The 16,962-nt window shown below is 43.4% G+C and carries 16 protein-coding genes; 8 read left to right on the top strand and 8 right to left on the bottom strand.

What is annotated here, in order from left to right; all coding sequences use genetic code 11:
• Positions 1–28 precede the first annotated feature (28 nt).
• Positions 29–241, top strand: coding sequence for a hypothetical protein (locus tag BN3769_RS14715; RefSeq protein WP_154017853.1), 213 nt, complete (start codon positions 29–31; stop codon positions 239–241).
• A 305-nt stretch (positions 242–546) separates the two neighbouring features.
• Here BN3769_RS14715 and BN3769_RS07400 read toward each other — a convergent pair whose 3' ends face one another.
• The 4 genes from BN3769_RS07400 to BN3769_RS07385 form a co-directional block, all read right to left on the bottom strand.
• On the bottom strand, positions 547–1,818 hold the full coding sequence (locus BN3769_RS07400) for a purple acid phosphatase family protein (protein WP_068469109.1): 1,272 nt from the start codon (positions 1,816–1,818) through the stop codon (positions 547–549).
• 170 nt (positions 1,819–1,988) lie between these two features.
• Entirely contained in the window at positions 1,989–2,747 is a 759-nt protein-coding gene (locus tag BN3769_RS07395; RefSeq protein ID WP_068469107.1) for a hypothetical protein, read from the bottom strand.
• 479 nt (positions 2,748–3,226) lie between these two features.
• Complete coding sequence (gene htpG / locus BN3769_RS07390) at positions 3,227–5,074, bottom strand: molecular chaperone HtpG (protein WP_068469106.1); 1,848 nt, start codon at positions 5,072–5,074, stop codon at positions 3,227–3,229.
• 63 nt (positions 5,075–5,137) lie between these two features.
• Positions 5,138–5,530, bottom strand: coding sequence for a RidA family protein (locus BN3769_RS07385; RefSeq protein WP_068469105.1), 393 nt, complete (start codon positions 5,528–5,530; stop codon positions 5,138–5,140).
• Between the two features lie 311 nt (positions 5,531–5,841).
• Between BN3769_RS07385 and BN3769_RS07380 the strand changes: the two genes are divergently transcribed.
• From BN3769_RS07380 to BN3769_RS07365, 4 genes are all read left to right on the top strand, one after another.
• Complete coding sequence (locus BN3769_RS07380) at positions 5,842–6,045, top strand: hypothetical protein (RefSeq protein ID WP_068469104.1); 204 nt, start codon at positions 5,842–5,844, stop codon at positions 6,043–6,045.
• Between the two features lie 90 nt (positions 6,046–6,135).
• Entirely contained in the window at positions 6,136–7,476 is a 1,341-nt protein-coding gene (gene nqrF, locus BN3769_RS07375) for an NADH:ubiquinone reductase (Na(+)-transporting) subunit F (RefSeq protein ID WP_079989465.1), read from the top strand.
• 234 nt (positions 7,477–7,710) lie between these two features.
• Positions 7,711–9,348: an NAD+ synthase gene (locus BN3769_RS07370; protein ID WP_068469165.1), complete on the top strand. Its 1,638-nt coding sequence runs from the start codon at positions 7,711–7,713 to the stop codon at positions 9,346–9,348.
• A gap of 102 nt (positions 9,349–9,450) precedes the next feature.
• On the top strand, positions 9,451–10,023 hold the full coding sequence (locus BN3769_RS07365; protein ID WP_068469103.1) for a DUF2231 domain-containing protein: 573 nt from the start codon (positions 9,451–9,453) through the stop codon (positions 10,021–10,023).
• Positions 10,024–10,056: 33 nt separating this feature from the next.
• Here the strand turns inward: BN3769_RS07365 and epmA are convergent, their stop codons facing one another.
• From epmA to BN3769_RS07350, 3 genes are all read right to left on the bottom strand, one after another.
• A complete protein-coding gene (epmA, locus tag BN3769_RS07360; protein WP_068469102.1) occupies positions 10,057–11,043 on the bottom strand; it encodes an EF-P lysine aminoacylase EpmA in 987 nt (328 codons plus the stop codon).
• Positions 11,021–11,596 carry an elongation factor P gene (efp, locus tag BN3769_RS07355; RefSeq protein WP_068469101.1) on the bottom strand — a complete coding sequence of 192 codons (576 nt, stop codon included), beginning with the start codon at positions 11,594–11,596 and terminating at the stop codon, positions 11,021–11,023. Before efp ends, epmA begins: the two co-directional genes overlap by 23 nt.
• Before the next feature lie 217 nt (positions 11,597–11,813).
• The gene (locus BN3769_RS07350; RefSeq protein ID WP_068469100.1) at positions 11,814–12,632 is read right to left on the bottom strand and encodes a hypothetical protein; all 819 of its coding nucleotides are present in this window, start codon (positions 12,630–12,632) and stop codon (positions 11,814–11,816) included.
• Positions 12,633–13,339: 707 nt separating this feature from the next.
• On the opposite strand from BN3769_RS07350, the gene BN3769_RS07345 reads away from it, so the two are divergent.
• From BN3769_RS07345 to BN3769_RS07335, 3 genes are all read left to right on the top strand, one after another.
• Positions 13,340–13,543, top strand: coding sequence for a hypothetical protein (locus BN3769_RS07345; protein WP_068469099.1), 204 nt, complete (start codon positions 13,340–13,342; stop codon positions 13,541–13,543).
• Positions 13,536–13,754: a hypothetical protein gene (locus tag BN3769_RS07340; protein ID WP_068469098.1), complete on the top strand. Its 219-nt coding sequence runs from the start codon at positions 13,536–13,538 to the stop codon at positions 13,752–13,754. Before BN3769_RS07345 ends, BN3769_RS07340 begins: the two co-directional genes overlap by 8 nt.
• 76 nt (positions 13,755–13,830) lie before the next feature.
• Complete coding sequence (locus BN3769_RS07335; protein WP_195155563.1) at positions 13,831–14,664, top strand: AMP nucleosidase; 834 nt, start codon at positions 13,831–13,833, stop codon at positions 14,662–14,664.
• A gap of 109 nt (positions 14,665–14,773) precedes the next feature.
• Here the strand turns inward: BN3769_RS07335 and BN3769_RS07330 are convergent, their stop codons facing one another.
• Positions 14,774–16,948 (bottom strand): hypothetical protein, encoded by a 2,175-nt coding sequence (locus BN3769_RS07330; RefSeq protein WP_068469096.1) that lies wholly within the window; start codon positions 16,946–16,948, stop codon positions 14,774–14,776.
• Positions 16,949–16,962 lie beyond the last annotated feature (14 nt).

The raw sequence follows: 16,962 nt of genomic DNA, 5'->3' as shown, positions 1-16,962 counted from the left end.
CTTTAGTAGGACAAGCTTTTTTGTTCTTATGCATCCTATCAAAACGCCATCCGCTTGGTGTGCCGGATTACTGCGTGGCTGTTTATCGTCTATTATGCAGCTCGATTCAATCGCTGGGATTGGCTTGGGAGTATGGATGCGTCAGGTGCAGGGCTGGAGCCCAGAAGAGCAAGCGCCGATTGCACAAGCGGCCCATTGTATTTTAACGATCCCTTATTTGACGGCATCCCTTCTTATTTGAACCAGTTCGCTTCTTTGACTTGGCTAGTCGCAGCTTGGGCTGCCGTCATCGTCTTTTATCAGGTTGGCAAACCCATTTAGACATGGGTTTTTTTGGCTTTGTCAGGCCTATTCTTATGGTCTGCTTGCCTTTCTTTGTCTTTTGATTTCTTATCCTGGTGTAGAATTTTCTTCTAAGGGAGCGTATGAAAACCCTCATGACCTATCTTTGAGATTAGGGATACGCCCTAGGGAAAAGAACGCGAATCTAGGCCATTAGCGGGTTTAATAACCTGAGTTAATGCCCTTTCTAAGGAGTTTTTATCCTTAGCTTTGCATGGGCATCAGTAAGGCCTCTTTCTTTTCGGCCGACTCGTCTTTAAGCAAGAGCGGTTGTGTATATTCATCAATCATTTGCCCTTGATTGTCCAAACACATGAAATGCCTTTGATTAGAATAAAGGGTCACGACGATCACATGGCGTGTAGAAGCAAATTTGGCTAAATAATACGGTTTGCGATTGCTGCGGAGTTGGCGAGCCTTTTCAACGCCCCAGGCGCCATCCCCCAGATAAAGGACACCTTGAGGATGAATTTTATTCTTTAAAAGAGGAAAAGTGCGCTTATAGGCGTGATCATGATGTTCAAAGGCAGCGTGCAGATTTTCGCTTTCAAACAAGGGAACCCAAAAGCGTCGAATAGCGCTACTTTGGCGATTATCAAAGGAACGCACAGAAGGATAAGCGGGGACGTGATAGATGGCAAAGCGGTGAAGACTGTTTTGCCTAGACTCAAGGGCCGCTTGGAGCCAGCTGGTCTGAGCGCCCCCAATTGAATTGGCATGTCCAGAGTCTAAAATAAGTAAGCTGAGATAAGAGCCAAAATCCAACGCATTGTAGATTTGCTCTCCGGGCATGGGAAATAAAGAGCTAAAAATTTTCGCTTGCAAGGGGGTTTGATCGTATTGTCCTGACAAGTCATGATTGCCGATTGCAGCCAGAACGGGAATAAGCCTGCCTTCTGGAGTGACCATGTATTGATGCCACATTTTTACCCAATCGATCCATCTCTCGATCTTTTGAAAAGGGATATTCAGCGATCCAACCGCATAGGCAATATCTCCTCCCACTAAAGCAAAAGAGGGATTGGCTTTAGCCGCCTGCTTGGACATTTCAATTACCAGATTCATTCCATCATGATACATATCCCCTCCCACCACGAAGCGTAAAGGACGATGCAGGTGGATGGGCATCGTTCGGAAGCGATAGATGTCTTCAGTAGAGGGAAATTTAAAAAGATAGTCAGTGTCCGGCTCTAATTGAGTCAGCTCTACTCGATGGATCAGATATTGCCTAGCTTGCGGGAATTTAAAGCAGGCGCCTTGCTGTTCTATCCATTCGACGCTGCCTTCCGGTTTATAAGCAATTAGAGAGGTTTTATCTTCGGGTTGGCTAAGCCATTGAATGGTCATTGTCGTAGTGGGATCTCGCTGCCAAGTCAGATAAAGGGTATCTGAGGGGAGAGCTGCCGGGCAGGGAAGGGAAAGAAAGCCAAAAGCAAAAAATAAAAAAGCTTTAAATAAGCGCGTAAAGATAGGCATAAACTCATCCGACTATTTCGAATCAGATGAGTTTAACAGATCTATTCATTTAATCTAAAGGGAATCCATTTACTCTGTAGATGACAAGTAGCTCTTGAATGAATCGCAATTAAATCAAGAAAAAGACATGTCTCCCTTAGCCAGTCAGGCTGGCTCACGTCTGTCCTGCGCTAAGCGGTCGCTAATTCACCTAGAATAGTGAACATATTGATACTATTTCTACCCGCTCTATTTACTCGTTTAATGTCTTCAAACCGTTGGTAGGCTCTGGCTGGATCCTCTTCGATTTTGTTTAACAAATTAAGAAAAGCTTCACGGACTGTGACTTCCATATTTAAATCATTTAAGCTGCTTTTAGCTTTTTGAATAAAATCCAGATATTCCTCTCTTCTCTCTCGTTGAATACTGTCTAAAGAAGAAAGAATATAGCCCATTAGCTTTAATGTTTGTATAGAGGCGTTTTGGCTATTGGCATAATCTCTTTTCTCTTGTGGCGACAATTTCCCTATGCCGGCAAGAAATGTCCTGCGTTCTTTAAATCCGGATTGAATAAGCTTCACATGGTTCATTAAAGATTTCCCTGTACTTTGGCTTTTGTTTACCCCATGTTCGTAAAAATCCAAAAACTTTATATGAGTAGAAAATCCCAAAACGCGCTCACGGATCAATTCAGTAGAGGTTGCTATTATAGCCACTATAGGAGTCGCTATAAGAAACCAAGGCGACACAGTAAACGTTAGCGCTATAGAGGCGACGAACGTGATATAACATGCATTTTCAATAATTTTCAGGCTCACTTCTTGAACCTTGCGTTGAGTACTTTCATTTATCCAGCTGAGACGGCGTGCTTCAAGTTCTCCCCACTCATTTTGAAGAGATCTAATGGATGCTTGAATCGAGCTGGAAAAGAGAACATAATTAGGAATCATTGCTAGACCTTTATGGATAGAAAAAAAGAGTTTAAGATAAATTAATTGATTTTTATTTGTCAATTTTATTGTTAATAGTTATTTTGTTACTTGTTTTGCGGGGATGTTTTTTTATTAATTTAGTTGTGTTTGTTGTTGTAATTACTCAATCTAAAAATTAAATAAAAAATCTATTAACCTGAGTTTGAGGTTTTTTGTCCTTTGGACTGACGTGGAAGCTCTTGCAGATGAAAAATAGCAAGAGGGTTCATCTTTTTAATATGGACCGCCTTGCCATTTGTTCATCTCCGACGCTTTGACGCGGTCGAAAGAGCAAAAAGACTCCAAACTCGGATTATTAAGGGACTGTCGTCGCCTTGCAAATTGTCAGATTTGAGAGGAGTAGGGGACATGCGTCTTTTTACATGCATGCTTGGCTTTGCAGCCCTTCGAAGAGGGGGAAGGGCTGCAAAAAGAGAGGCAATTGCTATAAATATAGATTAAATGCCTTTGACTGCTTCTTTTGTCAAGGTCTCTAAGATGCGCATGCTTCGGCTGATAAATTCGCTTAAAGCATGGGGTTCCATTTCCCGCTGCGATAAAAGGGCTAGTTCATAAACCTCTTGCATGAGATCCTTGGCCAGATCGGGCTTGGAGTTATCAAGCTTCTGAATGGCTGTCATCAAAGGACTGTTGGTATTGACGACAAATGTTCTCTTGCTCAAAAAAGGCATTTGTTTGCCTCTTTCTTCCGGATCGAGCCGCATCAGGTAATCGCGCATGCGCCTTTGCTTTTCATCTAGTACAATGATGCCCGGCAAGTCATCGGTTGCCAGGCTTTTGGCCTGCACGTCAATGAGGTCGTCTCCCAATTTAGCCCGGACAAAATCAGCCAATCGAGCTGCTTCTGTTTTCCCTTCGGCATCCAAAATGGTTTTCTCTCGTGATTTATCGACGAGGTTTTCATGCACTTCCGCGTCAATGCGTTGAAAGGTTACAGGGCTGAGCTTGTTCTCTAAAAACTGCATGAGATAGGGGTCAAGCGGACTATTGGCGCATAAGATTTCGGCTCCTTGCTGGCGATAAATGGTCAACATGTGGCCGGCATGTTTTTCATCAATGGTATAGAGAATTTTATCTCCGGTCTTTTCTCTATTGCGCTCCAAGTATTCATTGACGGTTGTCCATTGCTTATCCGTATCTTGCCAGATAAGGAACTCTTTTGCTCGCTCGTAGAATTTCTCATCTTCTAAGATTCCCAATTTGGCAATCATAGAGACATCTTGCCAGGCGCGGATAAAGCGTTCCCGATCTGTTTTGTATAAAGCCGATAAGCTGTCTGCCACTTTCTTAGAAATATGGTTGGCCAATTGACGCACAGTTCTATCCATCTGCAGATAGCTTCGAGACACATTCAAAGGAATATCCGGGCTGTCAATGATGCCTTTTAAAACTGTCAAATAATTAGGAATAAGGTCTTTGCAGTTATCGGATACAAAGACGCGATTGCAGTAAAGGCTGACTCCGCTTTTGTTGATATCAAAATCGCGTTTGATTTTTGGAAAATATAAAATGCCCTTTAAATTAAAGGGATAATCGACATTGAGATGCACCCAGAAAAGGGGATCTTCTTCGAAGGGATACAAATAGCGGTAAAATTGGAGATAATCCTCTTGCGTGCATTCCGATGCAGGTTTAGTCCAAAGAGGCTCGTGGTCATTAATGCGCTTGCCGTCCAAGTAAATGGGGTAGGGGAGAAAAGAGCAGTAGTGCCTGAGCGTCTTCTCCATATGGCCTTTATCGAGGCATTCCTCGTGGTCCTCGCCTATAAAGAGCGTAATCTCAGTTCCCCGTGTTTGCCTTGTTCCACGATCTATTTCATAATCAGAGGAGCCGTCGCAGATCCAAAGCACGGGTTCGGCTCCCGCCTTATAGGAAAGCGTGTTGATTTCTACCTGATCGGCAACCATATAAGCAGAATAGAAGCCTAGGCCGAAGTGACCAATGAATTGGTCTGCCTCTTTATTCGATTGATACTTGCTGAGAAATTCTTCAGCTCCCGAGAAGGCGATTTGAGCGATGTACTTTTTGACTTCCTCGGCATCCATTCCGATTCCGTTATCAATAAATTTTAACGTCCGATTTTGCGTGTCGATTTGAATATCGATGCGAAAATCTTCGTCCTTAGCTTCAATTTGCCCTTCATCGCGTAAAATCTTGACTTTTTGAATGGCATCGCAGGCATTAGAGACTAATTCCCTTACAAAAATATCCTTATCTGAGTAGAGCCATTTCTTAATGATGGGCAAAATGTTTTCGCTGTGGATTTGAAGCGATCCTTTTTCCATGCTTAACACCTTGGTAAAGAGTTGATTTGAATCTTTAAATTTTCAGTCTATTTTCAATTTGTGTCAAGGAACGATAGCAATACACGAAATTTCGATTAAGGCATCAAGTGGCAGACGGGCGACTTGGATTGTCTGCCTTGCAGGCGGGTGCGCATGCGTAAAGCGTTTGCCATATTCTTCATTGACGAGGCTAAAGTCATTGAGGTCTTTGAGAAAGACATCGCAGCGGACGACATCTTTAAATGTACAGCCTGCTGCTTTTAAAATGGCTTCTAAATTGTTTAATACCCGATTGGCTTGAAAGCTGACATTTGATTCGACCAGTTTACCGGTCGCTGGATCTATCGGCAGCTGGCCAGAAATGAATAACAGTTTTTGATTCGCTAAAATTGCCTGAGAATACGGACCAATTGCTTTAGGAGCATGCGAAGTCTCAATTTTTGTTAAAGCTGTCATATTTATTGTTCCTAGTTAATAAATAGGTGAAGGAAGCCGAAATGAATTTAATTCGGTATAAATACTTAAAATAGAAGATTATACTAAAAAGTGCAAAGAGATAGGCAAAATATGCACAAAAAAATGAAAAGATTGCATACAGTAGGGAATTTAGATAAAAAAATATTTGACAAATTCTAGAGCGTGTCGTCAATTAGACAAGAAACCACTATTCGAATTCTTTTCTTCTGGGAAGAAAATCACTTTGAATCCGGGCTATTGTCTAATTGATGATATGTCCTAAGTTTCACAGTTATTGTAAGGAGAAGAAAATGGCAAATGGTGAAGGCGTTGGAAGTACAGCTATTGTGGCAATCGTTGTATTGGTCATTATTGCAATTATTGCCTTATTTTATTTCTTTGCGGAGAAAAGCGCAGAAAATGGAGAGAACGTGAAAATAGCGCCTAAGATAGAGGCTCCTGGTCGAACAGGCTCTTCGGGGACTTCCCAGTCTTCGGAATCTTCTAGACATTAAGAGTGTTTTTCTTGAAGGGAAAAAAAACGCAAGTTATACCTGGATCAATTAATTTCTAAATAAAATTGCCGATCTTCATTCGAGAAAATTATGACTGTTCATGCCTTTTTATCCCTCATTGTACTAGGTGCTTTGGGGAGCATTGACCCTTTGTTGAGCTTATACGCGATTACAGCCTTTGTCGTGATCGGCGTTGGATTGACGGCTCTAATCCTTTTTACAAAGGCTAAATTCGTCAGTTCGGACATGTGCACCATTAAAATTAACGAGGATGAAGCGTTAACCATTCACACACCTGGCGGAGGAACGCTTTTATCTGCCCTGACATCGCATGGCATTCCCATTCCTTCCCCTTGTGGTGGAAAAGCCACTTGCAAGCAGTGCAAAGTCCAAATCCTGGAAGGCGCAAGCGTTCCCTTGCAAACGGATATTGATACCTTTTCTAAAGGGCAGCTGCAAAAGGGGTGGCGATTGTCTTGCCAATGCAAGCTAAAAGGCGATTTGCATGTTCATATCGATGAGCATGCCCTAGGTGTGAAAGAATGGAAGGCGCAAGTAATCAGCAATGAAAATGTGGCCACTTTTATTAAGGAGCTAATTGTCGAAATTCCTAAAGGGGAAGAAGTTCCCTATCGCTCGGGCGGTTATTTGCAGTTCCACGTTCCACCCTTTAAGACCCATACGGATGAATGGAAATCGACAATGGATCCCAAGTTTTATGGAGATTGGGAAAAATTTGGCCTATTTGGCAAGACGCTTGATTTTAACAATCTTTCCGGTCCGCCGAATGAAATTATTCGCGCCTATTCGATGGCGTCTTATCCCGCTGAGGGACGTACCCTAAGGTTCAATATCCGCATTGCGACACCTCCGTTTGTGAATGGCAAATTGCAAGAAAATGTTCCTTGGGGGATTTGCTCTAGCTATACGTTTTCTCTAAAGCCCGGCGATCAAATTCGCTTATCCGGTCCTTATGGAGAATCTTTTATGATAAACGATGGCCGAGAGCTTGTTTTTCTCATCGGGGGAGCCGGCTCATCATTTGGCCGCAGCCATATCCTGCATCTATTTAATACGGAAGAGACTAAGCGTAAAGTGACAATGTGGTACGGAGCGCGTTCTTTAAAAGAAAATATCTACCAAAAAGAGTATGAGGAATTGGAAAAAAAGCATCCTAACTTTAGCTATCGGCTTGTTTTATCTGAGCCCTTGCCTGAAGATTTGGCTGCCGGATGGCCTGCTAAAGATCCTATTAAGACCAATTATTTGTTTAAAGCATTTGAGGAAGGTCAGCTTAAGGAAATGGAATCTCCTGAAGAATGCCTATTTTATGTTTGCGGACCTCCTATGCATAATAAAAGTGTGTTGAAGCTATTGGATGAGTACGGCGTTCCTCGCGAAAATATTGTTCTCGACGATTTTGGCAGCTAATTGCCCTTTAAGTCCAATTAAAGGCTTTAGCTATCCGGAAGAATAAGGGCACGCTATTCTTCCGGATGGTTAAAGTTTATCCATCCTATTTATTAACTCAGGTTATTCAGTCCGCCTAGCCATTTTGCCCCTATTCCCCGCTCTCTTTGAAAATGCCATCGAAGGCTTTACCCTTTCCCTGTCATCCGCTATACTTAACCCGAGTGAAGGAATCAATTTAATACGATGGCAGCTATGCGCATTTTACTAGCTCAGATTAATCCCATAATTGGCGACTTGGCGGGGAACACCGCACGTATTTTACAAAGCATTGAGAGAGGGAAGACGGGAGGAGCAGACATTGTTCTTTTGCCCGAGTTGGCTTTAAGCGGCTATCCGCCCGAAGATTTTCTATTGCTTCCTTCTTTTATGGAAGCTGTTTGGCAACATCTCAATCAAATCGTGCAAGCCACTCAAGGAATTTGTGCGATTGTCGGACTGCCCCGCGGCAATCCTGATTGTTTGGAAAAGGCTTTATACAATAGCGCCGCCATTATTCAAGATGGACAAATTTTAGGATTTGTCAATAAGACATTATTGCCGACTTATGATGTGTTCGATGAGAGACGGTATTTCGAACCAGGCGGTCCAACCAGGGTCTGGTCTATTAAAGGGGAATCGGTTGCCGTCACAATCTGTGAAGATTTATGGCAGCATAGCGGACGGATTCAATCTACTCATTATAAGCGTGATCCTGTTTTAGAGCTTAAAGACCATCATCCGTCCGTCCTGCTCAATTTATCGGCCTCTCCCTATAGCGTTTCTAAATTCAACACGCGCTTGCAAGTCTGCTTAGCGGCAGCCAAAACGCTGAAATGCCCGATTGTTTTGTGCAATCAAGTAGGAGGAAACGATAGCTTAATTTTTGATGGCTATAGCTTGGTTGTCAATGAGTCAGGATTAATTCAGTGCGCCAAAGGATTTAAGGAAGATGATCTATGGATTGATCTTGCCAAGCAGGGCTCTCTTTCTTCCGGAGGAGAAAGACATGTCATGGAAGATCTCTATCAAGCGCTTGTTTTAGGCGTCCATGACTATTTCCATAAGCTAGGGTTTAAGAGAGCTTGCTTAGGCTTGTCAGGAGGCATTGATTCCGCTCTGGTTGCCTGCATTGCGGCTGAAGCGCTTGGCCCTGAAAATGTCTTGGCAATCAATATGCCCTCTCGTTTTTCGTCGCCCGAAAGCGCGAGAGACTCGGCTCAGCTAGCTAAGCGTTTGGGAATGGACTATAAGGAAATTTCAATAGAGGCTCCCTTTGAGAGCTATCTCACTCTTTTAGCTCCCTATTTTGCTGAGCGCCCGCCCGATATTACAGAAGAAAATTTACAAGCCCGCATCCGAGGCATGTTGTTGATGGCTTTTTCCAATAAATTTGGCTATATTGTACTTAGCACCGGCAATAAAAGCGAATTGGCCATGGGGTATGCGACTTTATATGGAGATATGTGCGGCGGGCTTGGAGTCATTAACGATTTGACTAAACAGCAAGTGTATGCGTTATCTGAATGGATCAATCGCCATGGAGAAATCATCCCCTGGAATACCATCCGCCGCCCCCCTTCTGCCGAGCTCCGCCCCAATCAAAAAGATTCCGATTCGCTTCCCGATTATCAAATTTTAGACCGCGTATTGCAAGCTTATGTGGAAGAGCATCATTCGGCAGAATGGATTGCTGCTCACTACAATTACCCGCTGCCTCTTGTGCAAGACTTAATTAAACGCATCCATCAAAATGAATATAAGCGCCGCCAAGCGCCTCCCGGCCTGCGTGTCTCAGAAAAAGCCTTTTCTATTGGCCGGCGCTTTCCGATTGTCCAAAGATGGGTACGCTAGCCGGCTATTAACCGGGGTTTATTGATTGCCAATGATTTGTTCCACACTTGCCTCGGATTGTCAAATATTTTAAAGTTAAATCTTTATGCTAAGGAGGCTAAAATGGTGTGTCTATTGAAGTTGTTTTGCATCTTTTTCCCCTTTCTTGCCCTTCAGGCACATGAGGGGCATCACACAGCTCAAAATTCCGCTCATGAGCAGCCTTTCCTCGAAACGGAGGAAGAAGATGCTGAAGCGGCTTTGCAAAGCGGCGGCCTGGCTGCCTGGATTCGCGGCATAGGTGAATTGCACCTCATCTTTTTGCACTTTCCCATCGCCTTGATCATCATGACAGCCGCCGCTGAAATTTTATCAAAATGGTATGCCAATCCGCTTTTTGACCATGCAGCACGCTTTATGCTGATATCCTCAGCTATTTTGTCCATTCCAACTGTTCTGTGCGGATTTGCTTTGGGCTACGGACAAGTCTATGAAGGAACGCTTGCCGATTTGTATGCTTGGCATCGCTTTTTTGGCGTTACTACTTTGATTTTGGCCTTTTGGGCGACAAGTTTGCGGGAAAGGGCTGTGCGTTTGAGCCAAAATCTGTTTTCTTACTACACTTGCCTGTTCTTTTTATTTTTAAGCGTCAATATAACAGGACTGTTCGGAGGGGGGCTTGCTTTCGGCTGGTAAGCGGCGTAGAAGAGCGGCTTATCGCATGGGAGATTAAGCTTGATCCCATCCCCAGGCAATGACATCGGCAATCTGCGCTTGGGGATGACGCAGCATCATTAAACGGTCAAAGCCGACAGCCACGCCGCAACAATCAGGAAGGCCCTTCTCCAGTGCTTTTAAGAAATGACCATCAATCGGAAGGGGATTTTTGCCCAATGAATGGCGCTGTTCATTGGCTTCTATAAAGCGCTGATGCTGCTCGACTGCATCCGTTAATTCATGATAACCATTGGCCAGTTCAATGCCCTTATAATACACTTCAAAACGTTCGGCAACAGGTTCCTGTCCATGCCAGCGCTTGCGGGCAAGAGCGGCTTGGCTTGCAGGATAATAGGCAAGCACGCATAACTTGTCTTGACCCAATCGCGGCTCGATTTGCGAGCCTAAGATGAGATTTAACAGGGCATCCTTGCCCTCTTCCACCACCGAAGCATAAAAAGGAATGTGGTTGGCTTGAATATAGGAAAAAAGGTCTTGTTCGCTAGCTGTATAATAATCGAGACCCGTCTCTTGTAAAAAGAGATCCCGATAGCTGATCACTTGATAGGGAAGATCGCCTACAAATAAGCGGATAAATTGGACGGTCTCTTCCATCATTTCTTCTAAGCTCAAGCCCATGCGATACCATTCCGCCATGGTAAATTCGGGATTGTGCTTGAAGCTATGCTCTCCATCGCGGAAAACGTGAGATAGTTGATAGATATCTCCCATCCCCTCTGCTAAAAGGCGTTTCATGCCGTATTCGGGGGAAGAATGCAGATAAGCTGTCTTCTGCCCGTGATAAGTCGCGGGAATTAAATCAATATGCGCATCGACGGAGGCGCGGACGCTGAGGATGGGACAATCGACTTCTAAGACTTGGCGTTCATCAAAAAAGGCTCGTGCTCGTTTGAGCATTAGCGCGCGGTCTTGCAGCCGCGCGACTTTTAAAGAGGGAAGGGCCTGATCGGCTGAATTAGCTGGACACGCGAGAAACATATTCACCTGTGCGCGTATCAACCTTAATTTTCTCGCCTTGTTCGATAAAGATAGGCACTTGGATTTTGGCTCCGCTTTCCAAAGTAGCCGGTTTCATGACGCGGCCAGAAGCCGTATCTCCGCGGACGCCGGGCGAGGTTTCCGTAATGGCCATTTCCATAAATGTCGGAGGCTCAACGTTGACAGGAGCGCCATTATAGAAAATGACGTCGTAGACATGATCGTCCATCAACCATTGAACAGTATCGCCAATATTTTCGAAAGGAATCTTGATTTGTTCAAAAGTCTTCTCATCCATAAAGACAATCCCATCGGTCTCTTTATAGAGCATACGCATGAGCTCTTCCGCGACGTCTGCGACATCTAACTTTTCGCCTGACTTAAATGTGCGTTCGATGACGCGGCCGGATAGCAAGTGTTTCATTTTAATGCGGTTGAAGGCTTGTCCCTTACCAGGCTTGACAAATTCATTGCTGATGATGGTATAAGGCTGTCCTTCTACCTCAACTTTCATTCCGCCTCTAATTTCATTGGTACTGACTTGTTGTGCCATTGGAATATCCTTTTTCTTAACTTAAGACTAAAGGATCTAACTATAGCGCAAAAATAGAGATAAGTCCAGCAATTCTAAAGGCGTGAAATAAGGGGAGCTTGGTCTGAAAAAAAGAAAGGCACGCAAAGCAAGAAAAAAACTTTATTAACGGATCAGGGATGGTTAAGTCCTGATCCGCACATAAATCTGATTGGGAGGGGAGTAAAACTTCGGCGATTTAGTAAGCCGAGAGGCCGAGTTTATATCTTGGATGGATCCCTTGAACGATTTCTTTTAAGGTTTTTGCCATCTCCTCTTTATTGCTAAATTGAAAATCTCTTTGCACCCTGAAGTTATAGGCGACGTGGGATTCATCATTTTCTTTAAGATAGCCCGTTCTATCTTCGCCTTTTTCTGCGTAAATCGTAGAGTTCCACTGATCTGTCTTCTCTCCGCTGATCGCCTTTTCTCTATCAATCGCACTTTCAGAATAGTGCTGTCCAATTGTCCATCGAATAATATGCCGCTCGTTTTTATTGCGCTCTTGCTCGGTTTTGTCCACTAATGTCATCCCCAGTGCAATGCGCCCCCAGCGATCTTCTCCTTGGATTAAATGGCTGTCATGGAACAGATGCGTATGAAGAATAAAGGAAAAAGGCTCTTGCTCGCTTGGGCTAAAGTGTTCCATCGTATCTTTGTTTATCACTGGGATGGCTTGGCAAGCTCCCTGGCCGCCCAAGGCTTCCGTCATGATTTTTCGGGCTTGAATTCTCTCTTCTAGCGTCGCCTTTATTGCCTTGCGCTCTAATTTTTCTTTATAAAGAGCCACATAGCAGTCGTAGCCGCTAGGCAAGCTGGAATTAAAATTTACCTTGAAAGGAAGGACGATGAGAGAGGCAAAAAGCTGCTTAATCAGGTGAATGGGATTCCATGAATGGAGAGAAGAGACTTGCTTTTCCCATTTAACAAGTTTGTAGGCCCATTTACTGGCTGGCTGAAGATGGGTTTGCTCCAAGCGATAAGGACGAGAAGGACCATTTATCAAGGGAATAGACATGCATACCTCGGAATATATTAATTTAAATTGTTTAGTAGTTATTTATTGTAATGAATAATGTATTTAAAATAAATGATTTAAATTGGTTTATTTATTAAATGTTTCTGTAAGTTGTTATGTTATGGTAATCTTTAGAACTGTTAAATAAATTATAATAGTTTGCACTTGAGATTTTTTTTCTTATAGGAACTCTTGCTCCTTAGGGGAAAAGAACTCGAATTCAAGCCATTAGAAGGTTTTTTAACAGGCTATCAATGAATCTATCTTAATAAAATTTGGATCCAATTAAGAATAAAAGCACAATTTAGAAATCCAAGCCAAGTGGTTTGCTATCTCTCAAGCATAAGTCTCCGGAATTTACGTTTAAAATGAGCAAAAGCTTGTTCGATTTTCCCTTTCATGCATAACCCTATTTTATTCTTTTTCCTCTTTGCAAGGGAGCTTGCCAATTCATCAATTGCTCTACTTCCTCTCCCACCGCTTATCTTCTAATTTCTCAAAATCTCTTGTCATCTCTCTCTTTACCTCTTTAAAGGTAAAGTTTTATCATATTCTAAATTCATGGATAGGTTCATCTATATTCATTGATAGGTTCATCTATTAAACAAAAAACGCTTTTGATAAAATTATTAATAATAATTTGAGCATACCCATGCTTTCAGATTAGAGAATTTGAAAACAAGCGGCATCCAAATAAAGGAGGTTGTATGTGGTTCAAGGAATATCGGGATTATAAAATAGATAAGCCCCTTATTAAGGAAAAAGTTGAGCCTGGCCATGGCATTATTGGATGTGAAATGCATGATTTAAATGGATGGGGGATCGAAAATCATCGCATGAGGCCAAAAAAAAGGGGATTTTTTGCAGCTTTATTGGCCCAATTATTCGGAGATAAGCGCGGTCATGGATGATCCAAGACAAAGACATGGCAATCATACATGGGACATTGTCATTCATTATTATCGTTGTCCTAAATGCGGATATATTATAGAAAATCGCGATAAATATGAATATCGGCTAGGACAGCTGGAAAAAGATTTGACATGCGGACGCTGTCAAGAGCACTTCATGGTAGTGAAGGAATCTCAGCCTACATTTGGTCCCTTATTCAATTCGGATTAAGAACAGCTCTATAATCAAAAAGAAACTGCTCATGAAAAAGAGTAGACTATCAGGTTAAGGAATTTCTATGAATGATATAGACCAGCAATTGGAAGAATATCTTCTACAAGAAAAGATTGCTCACGATACATTAGAGCGTTATTCAGGATCGCCCGTCGCTGATTTTCAGCCCTATCTTCTATTGACCAATTTTTCTAGATATGTCCATTATTTTGCCGAAAGCCGGGGCGTATCTGTCATTGAAGGATCTACGTTTAAAGTGGCCCATTCGCCAACTGAACAGGTCAGTATTTTGGATTTTAAAATAGGGTCTCCGGCAGCCGCTCTTGTTGTGGATTTGTGTGCTTTCTTACCCATTCGGGCCGCCTTGCTGCTCGGCATGTGCGGAGGGTTGAGAAGGAATTATGAAGTTGGAGAGTATTTTGTGCCCATCGCAAGTATTAGAGGGGAAGGAACATCTGATTTTTATTTTCCTGCCGAAGTGCCTTCATTGGCAAATTTTTTAGTGCAAAAAATTGTCACAAATGTTCTGGATGAAGAAAAAACGTCCTACCATATTGGGATTACGCATACGACTAACAAGCGGTTCTGGGAATTCGACCAGGACTTTCGCACCCGATTGAAGGCGACGCGCCCGCAGTCTATTGAAATGGAATGCGCAACGCTGTTCATGGCTGGATATAGCCATAAATTGCCTGTCGGGGCACTTCTTCTTATCTCGGATTTGCCCCTGAATAGAGAAGGAATTAAGACAAAAAAGAGCTCAGAAAATGTCTTTAATACCTATACAGGCGAGCATGTCGAAAAAGGAGTGAAAGTCATGAATGCATTGGATATTGCCCTTAAAAATGAAGCCAAAGGAATTTTTAGAGGCAGCCGCAAACGATTCGAAAAGACGCTGATCGAATAAGGGCCTTCCTTTTCACTGGTTTTATAAAAAAATGGCGCTCTCAGCAAAGAGTGAAAAATACGCTCTCAGCTGAAAAGCGCCATCGCTATTTTGTGCTACGCCTAGAAGGCTAACCTTGAATAATAAAGGTTGTGTTTCCGCCGCTTCCTTGTCCATCCGAGCCGCTAGGATCGGGGCCGCCTTGTTGAGGCGAGCCAAGCAAGCCTTGTAAAAGTTTTTTCATCATCGCCATCAACAGGGCCTCCAATAGGCGAATATCTTCCAATTGGTCTTGGTCTTGTCCCACTTTGTCTGCCAATCTCTTGACAATTTCTCTAACGGCACTTTCGGGGTTGGGACGCTGGCTGCCTGTAAGCAGAGACAAGCCAATTGCCGTATAGAAAGCCAAGTCTGGCCGCTGCTCTGCCACACTTTGTAAAATATCGCTGAGAGTATTAAAAGAAGCGGAATTGTGATTGCTCAACGTAATTAAAACAGCAAAAGAAATCAGGCTGTCCTTCATCATTTCCCGTTCAAAGAGAGAGGTGCTTGGAAATCCCATCAAATCTTCTACCATGGAATTGATCATGGCAGAGGCAACAAGATTATCCAATGTTTGAATGGCAAAGGAAGGCGGATCAAAAGGATTGCCAAGTTCTAGTGCGAGGGAAAAAGCAAGCGATTGATTAAGGATGACTTTGGTCAATAAATCATTGACGACTTGATCGGCGCTCCTAAATCCCAGTTTCACCATAAAGCCCTCCATTGGATCAACTTCGGCAATCAGATCGCCAAGCATGTTATTAATGGCGGGATTAAAGCGGCCGAATATATCGGTGGCAGGAGAGAAGATATCATCAAAAGAAGAGCCGAAGCCGCCAAAACCAAAAGCGGGAGAGAAGAACATTCCATTCCATGGAGCGTCAAATCGATTTTCTGATAAAAAGTTAGGGGCAAAATTATTGGATAAGGAATTGATCTGGTTGTCTAATTGATTGAGGACATTATCCAATTCCGAAGAAGACAGTTCTTCCCAGCCTGTAGGAAGAGAGTTGGCCATGGTTTGATAAATGGGATTATCGTAAGGGGGATTTCCGTTAGCAGCCTCTGTGCGGGCCATGCCATCATAAGGGCCACCCCCATTCATAGGAGGATAGATGCCGGCATTTGCCAGCTGCAACATTAAATCGGGACGCTCACCTAAAATGAAGCGTTCGCCCGAGCTGATATTGCGCGGCCCCTGCTCTTTAAAATCTTCCAGCTGCTGACGCAGCAGCATCAATTGGATGAGCTTGCTGTCGGAACTGAGATGCATAATGTTAAAAATTCCCAAAGAGCTTTCAAGGGAAGTTCTCATAAGGAAGGATCCCAGTCCGCTTCCTCCGATCATATTGGCAACCATGTCTTTTGCAATTGATGATTTGAGTTTATTGATCACTTGATCAAGCTCTGAACCAGACAATTCTTCCCATCCTCCGGGAAGAGCCTGAGCCATTCCTTGATAAATGGGATTGTCATAAGGAGGAGTATTATTATTGGCATAAGCCTGGGCCATACCGTCATAAGGGCCTCCGCCTGCTGTGGGAGGCATAATACCATATGAGGCAAGCTGCAGCATGAGGTCCGGATGTTCGCCTAAGATGTAACGCTCGCCCGTGCTAATCTGCTGCGCCCCATTTTGCCTTAGATCTTCCAATTTATTCAGCAAGTCTAACTTTCCTCCTGTTCCATTGCCATGCAGCTTAGATAAAGTTTCTAGGGCATGGGCCAAGGCACGCGTATCCGTCGCTTCCTGCTGTTCAATTTTGTGCTCAAGCTGCCTTAAATCTGTTAAAGCCTTGCCCAGAACAGTCAAAAATTTCAGCATGGAATCATTTGATAAGCCGGTATTTGCCTGACTGCCATCCGGTGCAGTAGCGCCGTCGGCTGTTTGGCTCTGACCTGCTGCAACGCCAGGCATTTGGGATTGATTGGCTGCAACACCAGGGGCTGGATTGGGATTTAAGATATCTAAAGCTTCCTGAATCATTTGCGTAGCAGAATTTAAAATCGTCACAAGCTGGACTAAAGAATTGGTATTCGTCGCAATATTAATTTCATCAGGAGGAGTTAAAATAGGATGGTTTAAAGAGGGATTGAGATTAAATGCTACATCCGCTTGGCTAAGCGTCGATTTAATTTGAAAAGATAGGGATAGGTTGGGCGATTGAGATTGAACAGTTGGATCCCCGTTATTTCCATTTGGAAGAAGAGGATTATTAAATGAATCGGAACGCTGCCAACTGCTTGAATAGTCAGTCTCCATAAACACCTCGTATT

This window comes from Candidatus Protochlamydia phocaeensis (assembly GCF_001545115.1).
Classification (GTDB): Bacteria; Chlamydiota; Chlamydiia; order Chlamydiales; family Parachlamydiaceae; genus Protochlamydia_A; species Protochlamydia_A phocaeensis.
This window is presented reverse-complemented; position numbering and strand designations above follow the sequence as displayed.